5 protein-coding genes are annotated in these 5,793 nt (G+C 67.1%); 4 read left to right on the top strand and 1 reads right to left on the bottom strand.

Features of this window, described 5'->3' with window-relative positions; translation table 11 throughout:
• Window positions 1-88: 88 nt before the first annotated feature.
• From tldD to ACOQFS_RS12890, 4 genes are all read left to right on the top strand, one after another.
• Window positions 89-1,573, top strand: a complete 1,485-nt coding sequence (gene tldD / locus ACOQFS_RS12875) for a metalloprotease TldD (RefSeq protein ID WP_421563258.1) — start codon at window positions 89-91, stop codon at window positions 1,571-1,573.
• 118 nt (window positions 1,574-1,691) lie between these two features.
• Complete coding sequence (locus tag ACOQFS_RS12880; protein ID WP_421563259.1) at window positions 1,692-2,231, top strand: hypothetical protein; 540 nt, start codon at window positions 1,692-1,694, stop codon at window positions 2,229-2,231.
• A 307-nt stretch (window positions 2,232-2,538) separates the two neighbouring features.
• Entirely contained in the window at window positions 2,539-3,666 is a 1,128-nt protein-coding gene (locus ACOQFS_RS12885) for a 3-deoxy-7-phosphoheptulonate synthase (protein ID WP_421563260.1), read from the top strand.
• Between the two features lie 84 nt (window positions 3,667-3,750).
• A complete protein-coding gene (locus ACOQFS_RS12890) occupies window positions 3,751-4,062 on the top strand; it encodes a hypothetical protein (protein ID WP_421563261.1) in 312 nt (103 codons plus the stop codon).
• A gap of 57 nt (window positions 4,063-4,119) precedes the next feature.
• Here the strand turns inward: ACOQFS_RS12890 and mpl are convergent, their stop codons facing one another.
• Window positions 4,120-5,595 (bottom strand): UDP-N-acetylmuramate:L-alanyl-gamma-D-glutamyl-meso-diaminopimelate ligase, encoded by a 1,476-nt coding sequence (mpl, locus tag ACOQFS_RS12895; protein WP_421563262.1) that lies wholly within the window; start codon window positions 5,593-5,595, stop codon window positions 4,120-4,122.
• Window positions 5,596-5,793 lie beyond the last annotated feature (198 nt).

A 5,793-nucleotide genomic window follows, 5' to 3' on the forward strand; every position in this document is an offset into this window, starting at 1 on the left:
CTGCGAGATCGTAAACACGTTCTAAGGCCGCGCGCCGGGCTACGCCCCTGCGCCCTGCAGGGAGTGGGCACCCGCCTAAAATGCCCGGATGACTTTTCGCCCCACCACCGCCGCGCCAGAGCGCGCAGCCACCAGCCAGCGCATCGACGTCGCTCGCGCACTGTTGTTGACCCCGTTCGGCCTGGACGAAAGCCATCTGGCGCGCGCGCTGGGCGAGATCCGCGCCCACCAGGTGGACGATGCCGACCTGTACTTCCAGTACACCCGCAGCGAGGGCTGGAGCCTGGAGGAAGGCATTGTCAAGACGGGTTCCTTCAGCATCGACCAGGGTGTGGGCGTGCGCGCCGTCAGCGGCGAGAAGACGGCGTTTGCCTATTCCGACGACATTTCGGAGGCCTCGCTGCTCGACGCGGCCCGCACTGTGCGGTCAATTTCGGCTTCAGCGCTTACTGGTAAAGCGCGAGTAGCTCCTAAAAAGATAGCTGCAAGCCGCAGCCTCTATGCGGGTGTGGACCCCATCGCCTCGCTGGACAGCACGGCCAAGGTGGCACTTTTGGAGAAGCTGGAAAAGCGCGCCCGCGCCAAGGACCCCCGTGTGGCCCAGGTCATGGCGGGTCTCGCCAGCGAATACGACGTGGTGCTGGTGGCCCGTGCCGACGGCACCCTGGCCGCCGACGTGCGGCCGCTGGTGCGCCTGTCGGTCACGGTGATCGCCGAGCAGAACGGCCGCCGCGAAATGGGCTCGGCAGGCGGCGGCGGGCGGTTCGGCCTGGCCTACTTCGACGATGAGCAGATGGGCAAGTATGTGGACGAAGCCGTCAACGCCGCCCTGGTCAACCTCGAGTCGCGCCCTGCACCGGCGGGCGAGATGACGGTGGTGCTGGGCTCGGGCTGGCCCGGCATCCTGCTGCACGAGGCCATCGGCCACGGGCTGGAGGGCGATTTCAACCGCAAGGGCTCCAGCGCATTCAGCGGCCGCATCGGCCAGCGCGTGGCCGCCAAGGGGGTCACCGTGCTGGACGACGGCACCATTGCCGACCGGCGCGGCAGCCTCAACGTGGACGATGAGGGCCATGCCAGCCAGCGCAATGTGCTGATCGAAGACGGCATCCTGAAGGGCTATATCCAGGACAGCCTGAACGCCCGCCTGATGGGCGTGGCGCCCACGGGCAACGGCCGGCGCGAAAGCTACGCCCACATTCCCATGCCGCGCATGACCAACACCTACATGCTGGGCGGCGACAAGGACCCGCAGGAGATCATCGCCAGCATCAAGAAAGGCTTGTACGCCAGCAACTTTGGTGGCGGGCAGGTGGACATCACCTCCGGCAAATTCGTGTTCTCGGCCAGCGAGGCCTACTGGGTCGAGAACGGCAAGATCCAGTACCCCGTGAAGGGCGCCACCATCATCGGCAGCGGCCCCGAGTCGCTCAAGAAGGTGACCATGATCGGCAACGACATGCGCCTCGATAGCGGCGTGGGCACCTGCGGCAAGGAAGGCCAGAGCGTGCCCGTGGGCGTGGGCCAGCCCACGCTGCGCATCGAGGGCCTGACAGTGGGCGGAACCGCCTGAGGCGCGGGCAGCGGCTCGCACCCCGGGGTCCGCGCGTGCTGCGCGCGGCAGTGGTTCACGTTTTGGCCACTTTTCCGCGCTTGCGCAGGCCGAGCGGCAGCGCACAATGGACGGCACCATGCCTGTCACGCGCCCCAGTCAGTTGCTGACGCTCCAGTCGTTTGGCGACATCAGCCGGTTTCTGCGCGAAGGCGTGGCCGACGAGGATTCGCGCCAGCTGCGCGACAGCCTGGGCGCGCTTTCCACGCAGATCGACGAGGCCGTGCGCGTGCGCCGCACCAGCACCGACACGGCCGCCATCGCGCGGCAGGTGACGAGCCTGTCGCACATCGCGCGCGAGCACCAGCTGCTGCTCACGGGCCTGGGCTCGGCCTGGCACGCGCTGTACGAGCTGGGCGCCTACCAGCGCGCCTTGCGAGACTTGCGCAAGGCGATTGCCGACTGGCAGCAGATGCTGGAACAGCGAAGCCCCCGCGAGAGCGCGAGCTTCGACCACTTCGAGCTGCTGGCCTGGCGCACGCTGGGCGAAGCGCTGCTGCTCATCGACATGTACGAGCACCAGAGCGAACCCCAGAGCGAGCTGCCGGGCCCCGGCGCGCGCGCCAAGGGATCGGTGCTGCAGCGCATTCGCGCCTGGCTGGGCGGCCGCAGGCGCTGAGCCGACACGGCGCGAAACGGCTGTTGCCGCTGCTTTGTTGCGCGAATTCTGTCGCGCAATCGCAACAGATCGCGCTGGCTGCGCAGCCGCACTCCTGTGCTACATTGCCTGCCATGCAAGTTCGCAGCGCGTTTTATTTTTGGTTTTTTATCTCGGTCCCCGGCGGATGAGAGGAAAACGCGCAAGCACACACAACCTCCCCATACCAACCGCCGACGCTGCAAAGCCCGGCGGTTTTTGTTTTTCTGCCCTTCCGTTTTTTCACACAGATTCTTCAACTCATCACCCACAACACGAGGAAGCAACCATGACGGCACCCACCAACCCCACCAGCGATGCCTGGTACCGCAGCGTCGACAAAACCAGCCAGACCGACGACGAACGTATCAAGGACATCACCGTGTTGCCTCCTCCCGAGCACCTGATCCGCTTCTTCCCGATCGGCGGCACGCCGGTCGAGGCGCTGATCACGCAGACCCGCAAGAACATCCACAACATCATGGCCGGGCAGAACGACCGCCTGCTCGTGGTCATCGGCCCCTGCTCCATCCACGACCCGGCCGCCGCGCTGGAATACGCCCGCCGCCTGAAGGCCGTGCGGGAGCAGTACCAGGACACGCTGGAGATCGTCATGCGTGTCTACTTCGAAAAACCCCGCACCACCGTGGGCTGGAAGGGCCTGATCAACGACCCCTACCTGGACGAGAGCTACCGCATCGACGAAGGCCTGCGCATCGCGCGCCAGTTGCTCATCGACATCAACCGCCTGGGCATGCCGGCCGGCAGCGAGTTCCTGGACGTGATCTCGCCCCAGTACATCGGCGACCTGATCGCCTGGGGTGCCATCGGCGCGCGCACCACCGAAAGCCAGGTGCACCGCGAACTGGCTTCGGGCCTGTCGGCGCCCATTGGCTTCAAGAACGGCACCGACGGCAACATCCGCATTGCCACCGACGCCATCCAGTCGGCCAGCCGCGGCCACCACTTCCTGTCGGTGCACAAGAACGGCCAGGTGGCCATCGTCAACACCAGCGGCAACAAGGATTGCCACGTCATCCTGCGCGGCGGCAAGGCGCCCAACTACGACGCCGAGAGCGTGGCCGCTGCCTGCAAGGACCTGGAGGCCGCCAAGTTGCCCGCCACGCTGATGGTGGATTGCAGCCACGCCAACAGCAGCAAGCAGCACGCAAAGCAGCTGGACGTGGCCCGCGATGTGGCGGCGCAGATCGCCGGCGGTTCGCGCAGCGTGTTCGGCCTGATGATCGAAAGCCATCTGAATGAAGGCGCGCAGAAGTTCACGCCGGGCAAGGACGACCCGTCGGCGCTGGAATACGGCAAGAGCATCACCGACGCCTGCCTGGGCTGGGAGCCGTCGCTGGTTGCGCTGGCGGAGCTGTCGGATGCCGTCAAGGCGCGCCGGGCGCGCAGCGCCTAAACTGGCGATGTGCTCCCGCGTGGCGCAGCAGCCGAGCGAAGGCGCGTGCGTCGCGGGGGCCTTGCGCAGAAAGAGGTGTCATCCATGAAAAGCGAAGTGTCGGTCCGGCTGGCCGGGCATCAGGAGTTCCGTTTTGACCTGCAGGGCGCCGAGCCCATGGGGCACGAAGAAGGGCGGCGCTGGCTGGACGACCAGTTCACCACGCTCGACTGCGAGCCGTTGCGTGCCAGCGGCAAGGTGCTGCTGGCCGACAAGGTGCTGACCGTGGCGCGCGCCGCCGGTGCCACGCTGCTGGCCGACCCGGACTGGTCCCGCACCTTTGCGCGGGCCGCCACCGCAGCCCTGGCCAAACCCGTGGTGCGGGTGGATGTCGAGGCAATGACCGTCTCGTTCTGAGACGAAAATATCGGTAAAAATCGGCTCCAGCGCTTATCTGATAAGCGCTGATGGCTATTATTTTTGAAGCGCCTGCAGCAGCTTGGCGTGGATGCCGCCAAAGCCGCCGTTGCTCATGCACACCACATGGTCGCCGGGCCGGGCCGCTTGCACCACCTGGGCCACCAGGGTGGCGATGTCGGGGGCGGTCTGGGCGCGCTGGCCCGGGCCCACGCCCAGCGGCGCGAGCGCCTCGGCCGCATCCCAGTCCAGCCCGGCGGTGTGGCAGAAGGCCAGGTCGGCGGGTTCCAGCGCCCAGGGCAGCTGGCTTTTCATGGCGCCCAGCTTCATGGTGTTGCTGCGGGGCTCGAACACCGCCAGGATGCGCGCGCCCGCCTCTGGGCCGCCCAGGCTGCGGCGCAGGCCGTCGAGCGTGGTGCGCAAGGCCGTGGGGTGGTGGGCAAAGTCGTCGTACACCGCCACGCCGGCCACGGTGCCGCGCAGTTCCATGCGCCGCTTCACGTTCTGAAAGGTGTTGAGCGCCGCAGCCGCCTGGGCGGGGCTCACGCCCACATGGTGGGCCGCGGCAATGGCGGCCAGCGCGTTGAGCTGGTTGTGCTGCCCCGTCAGCGCCCATTCCACGCGCGCCACGGGCTGGCCCCAGTGCAGCACGTCGAATGCCTGGTGCGTGCCCTCGGCGCTGAAATCGCTCACGGCGGCGCCAAAGCTGGCCACCTCGCTCCAGCACCCGGTGTGCAGCACACGGGCCAGGCTGTCTTCCAGCCCGTTGACGACCACGCAGCCGCTGGGCGGCACGGTGCGCACCAGGTGGTGGAATTGCCGCTCGATGGCAGCCAGATCGTCAAAGATGTCGGCGTGATCGAACTCCAGGTTGTTCAGCACGGCGGTGCGCGGCCGGTAGTGCACAAACTTGCTGCGCTTGTCGAAGAAGGCGGTGTCGTATTCGTCGGCTTCGATGACAAACAGGGGGGTAGGGCGGGGCGGCTGCGCTCCCTGCTTCGTGTCCCCCGCCCGCTTTGCGGGCTCCTCCTTGATCTGCGCAGGGAGCGCAGCCGCCCCGCCCAGCCGGGCCGACACGCCGAAGTTCAGCGGCACGCCGCCGATCAGGAAGCCAGGCTGCAGGCCGGCGCTTTCCAGAATCCACGCCAGCATCGACGTGGTGGTGGTCTTGCCGTGGGTGCCCGCCACTGCGAGCACGTGGCGGCCCTGCAGCACATGCTCGGCCAGCCACGCTGGGCCGCTGGTGTAGGGCGCGCCCGCATCGAGGATGGCTTCCATCAGCGGGAACTTGGGGGCCCCGTCTGCCAGCCGGGCGCGGCTCACCACGTTGCCGATCACGAACATGTCCGGCGCCAGCGCCATCTGGTCGGCGCCATAGCCTTCGATCAGGTCGATGCCCAGAGCGCGGAGCTGGTCGCTCATGGGGGGGTAGACGCCGGCATCGCAGCCCGTCACGCGGTGGCCTGCCTCCCGTGCCAGCGCGGCCAGCCCGCCCATGAAGGTGCCGCAGATCCCCAGTATGTGTATGTGCATGGGCGCAGATTCTAAGCCGGGCCGCCGGGCGAAAAACTTTGCATGAAAAACGCCTTCAGCGCTTTGCTATCAAGTATTTGCAGCTATTGAAAACAGAGCATCGACGGAACACCCCGCGGGGGCATGGGGTGATGCGGGGTGCCGTGTCGTGCGATGGCGCCACAATGCGGCCTAGGAGTCTGCGCGGCAGAAGGAGCA

The sequence above is a fragment of the Paracidovorax sp. MALMAid1276 genome (assembly GCF_049198005.1).
Classification (GTDB): Bacteria; Pseudomonadota; Gammaproteobacteria; order Burkholderiales; family Burkholderiaceae_C; genus Acidovorax.

Coding starts and splice junctions, on each gene's coding strand:
- tldD (WP_421563258.1), top strand. CDS start 89: ATGACTTTTCGCCCCACCACCGCCGCGCCAGAGCGCGCAGCCACCAGC.
- ACOQFS_RS12880 (WP_421563259.1), top strand. CDS start 1,692: ATGCCTGTCACGCGCCCCAGTCAGTTGCTGACGCTCCAGTCGTTTGGC.
- ACOQFS_RS12885 (WP_421563260.1), top strand. CDS start 2,539: ATGACGGCACCCACCAACCCCACCAGCGATGCCTGGTACCGCAGCGTC.
- ACOQFS_RS12890 (WP_421563261.1), top strand. CDS start 3,751: ATGAAAAGCGAAGTGTCGGTCCGGCTGGCCGGGCATCAGGAGTTCCGT.
- mpl (WP_421563262.1), bottom strand. CDS start 5,595: ATGCACATACACATACTGGGGATCTGCGGCACCTTCATGGGCGGGCTG.